Annotated in this window: 3 protein-coding genes; 2 read left to right on the top strand and 1 reads right to left on the bottom strand. The window is 73.9% G+C overall.

Going from position 1 to position 2,859, the window contains the following annotated elements; translation table 11 throughout:
- Both OOT08_RS10600 and OOT08_RS10595 read left to right on the top strand, forming a co-directional pair.
- A partial coding sequence (locus tag OOT08_RS10600) for an alpha/beta hydrolase fold domain-containing protein (RefSeq protein ID WP_325092615.1) occupies positions 1–543 on the top strand: 543 nt, incomplete at its 5' end.
- Positions 544–596: 53 nt separating this feature from the next.
- Positions 597–1,535, top strand: a complete 939-nt coding sequence (locus OOT08_RS10595) for a 2-hydroxyacid dehydrogenase (RefSeq protein ID WP_325092614.1) — start codon at positions 597–599, stop codon at positions 1,533–1,535.
- Positions 1,536–1,590: 55 nt separating this feature from the next.
- Here the strand turns inward: OOT08_RS10595 and OOT08_RS10590 are convergent.
- A partial coding sequence (locus OOT08_RS10590; RefSeq protein ID WP_325092613.1) for a CapA family protein occupies positions 1,591–2,859 on the bottom strand: 1,269 nt, incomplete at its 5' end.

The raw sequence follows: 2,859 nt of genomic DNA, 5'->3' as shown, positions 1-2,859 counted from the left end.
TGGGCCGCCCGGGAGTTTCCCGGCCCCCTCTTCATCGGCGGGGCCAGCGCGGGCGGGCAGCTCGCCGTGCACGCCGCGCTCGCGCAGGCGGACGCCGCGCAGCGGGGCTCCCGGGGCGCGGATGCCCTGCTCCTGCTGTACCCGACCCTGCACGAGACCCAGCGTCCCGATCCCCGCATCGAGGCGCTGGTGAGCGAGCTCCCGGAGCCCCGCCGGTTCCGGCCGGAGCGCATCCGAGAGATGTACCGGGACTACCTGGGCCCTGGCACCGGCCCCGAGCGCTCCGCGCTCATCGCCGGGGAGCTCCCGGCCGAGCGCCTCCGCCAGCTCCCCCCGACGAGCGTCGTCTCCGCCGAGGCCGATGAGCTGCGCGCCTCCGCCGAGCAGTTCGTCGAGCAGCTGATCGCGGCCGGGGTGCCCGTGAGCGCCGCGGTCGAGCCGGGCACCGTGCACGGCTATCTGAATCGACCGACGGCCTCGCCCGAGGCGGAGCGTCACGCCCGGCAGACGATCGCGCGCTTCTTGGCCGATCTCCCCCGCTGAGGCCCCGGGCCGCGCCTCGGACCGCGCCCCGTGCCGCGGCGTAGACTGTCGCCATGACTGAGACCCCCATCGTTGTGAGCCTCCCCGGACAGACCCTGCTCGACCTCGTCGGCCCCGTGCCCGGCGTCGAGTTCCTGCTCTGGGACATGCAGACCCCCGCCCCGCGCCCGCACCTCGACCTGGTGGTGCCCCCGTACATGGGCGCCGAGGCGTTTCTGAGCGTGTTGGACGGGGTCACGACCTCGCTCATCCAGAGCCAGTCCATCGGCTACGACGGCGTCGCCGAGACCCTGCCCGCCGGGCACCGCTTCGCGAACGCGGCGACCGTGCATGAGCCCTCCACCGCGGAGCTCGCGCTCGCGCTCACCCTGGCGGCGCAGCGCGGGATCCCGGACTTTGTCCGCGCGGGCGACGAGGGCCGCTGGGCCCCCGTCCGGCACGAGAGCCTCGCCGACCGCCGCGTGCTCCTCGTCGGCTACGGCGGGGTCTCCCGGGCGATCGAGGACCGCCTCGCCCCCTTTGAGGTCGAGATCAGCCGCCTCGCCCGCAGCGCGCGCACGGAGACCGGCCCGCACGGGGACCGCCGCGAGGTGCGCCCGATGAGCGAGCTTGCCGAGATGCTGCCGCAGGCCGAGATCGTGATCGTGGCCGTGCCGCTCTCCGACGACACCCGCGGCCTCGTGGACGCCGAGTTCCTGTCGGCGCTGCCGGACGGCGCGCTGCTCGTGAACGTCGCCCGCGGCCCCGTCGTGGACACGGACGCGCTGCTGGCCGAGCTGAACGCCGGGCGGCTGCGCGCCGCCCTGGACGTGACCGACCCCGAGCCGCTCCCCGAGGGTCACCCCCTGTGGTCCAGCCCGAACCTGCTGATCTCCCCGCACGTCGGCGGCGCCTCGAGCGCGATGATGCCGCGGATGGCCGCGCTCGTCCGCCGCCAGATCGAGCGCCTCCGCGGGGGCGAGACCCCCGAGAACCTCGTCATTGGCGGCTGAGCGCAGCCGCTGACGAGGCCCCGGCGGGCGCGGTCGGCCTCGATGGGTCGGGCAGCTAGCCCGCGTTGATCGCCACGTCGGGTCCGAGGATTCCGGCGATGCGCTCAGTCTCGGCCTGCACGGTCGTGCCCCAGCGGTCCTCGTCCAGCAGGGCCTGCGCCCCGGCGAGCGGAACGGCCTTGAGCCCGGTGCGCGCGAGCAACTCGTTCGCCGCCTGCTGCTCCGGCGTCCACGCGTAGTGCAGGTAGGTGAGCGTCGCGGAGGGGTTCGCCACCGTCCAGCCCTCGCCGTCCGGCACGAGTTCGACGGAGGCCACGGCCCCGATCCGCTCGGGCAGACTCAGCGGGGTCCCCATGAGGCTGCCGAGCGAGTACCACACGAGGGTGCGGCCCCCGTCGGGACGGTCGAGCCACTCGACGGGCTGGATGACGTGCGATCCGGTGCCGAGGATCATGTCGGCCCCCAGGTCCGAGACGAGCTGCGCGAAGTTCCGCTGCCGCTGAGCCAGCTCGCTCGTGCCCTCCTCGCCCCAGTTCGCCGCGACGAGCACGACGTCGGCGTTCGCACGGGCCTCGGTGATGAGGTCCGTGACGAGCTGCGTGTCACCCACGAAGTTCACCAGGCCGGCGTCCGTCACCTGGTTCAGGCGCTCGGTGAAGGACACGAGCGCGGTCTTTACCCCGCGCACCTCTCCGTACTGCACCCCGCGCTGTTCCTCGGGGGTCCGGTTCGTGCCGGAGACGATCTTGGGCTCCGTCTGCTGCCAGGCATCGAGCGTGGCTCGGATGCCGTCGGCGCCACGGTCCGCGGCGTTGGGCCCGGCCAGGCTGACCAGATCGCAGCCGACCGTGTCGCTGAGCGTGGTGGCGAACTCGGTCGGTGCGTTGTACTGCGGGAAGCCAGCGATCCCGAAGTCGACCCCGGCGCTCGGGATCGGCTGCGCGCAGAAGGTCGCATCCGCGTCCCCGAGCAGGGGGTCCAGCTCCGCGAAGAGCGGGGCGAAGTCGTAGCCGCCAGCGGGCGTCTTGGCGTTCTCGCTGACGGACTCGTGGGCCACCATCTCACCCATCGCGAGCATCCGGATCGGGCCCGTTGGCTCCGTCGGGGTGGGTGCCTCGGAGGGCTCTGGCTCCGTCTGCGTGGGGGTCGGAGTTGGCTTCGCGCCGGAGCCCGCCTCCGCGACGTCACCCCCCGCGTTGAGCGCCGCCCAGGTGCCAAATCCGAGCAGGGACAGGGCGACCACGCCGACGACGCCGCCCGCGATCATGCGGGCCCGGGCGCTGGGACGCGGCGACCCGGCCGCTCCCCCGCCGGAGCCACCGTT

Origin of the sequence: Leucobacter sp. M11 (assembly GCF_035726885.1) — a bacterium.
Lineage (GTDB): Bacteria > Actinomycetota > Actinomycetes > Actinomycetales > Microbacteriaceae > JAPFRB01.
The sequence above is the reverse complement of the archived record's forward strand: the minus strand, read 5'-3'. Positions and strand labels throughout refer to the sequence as shown.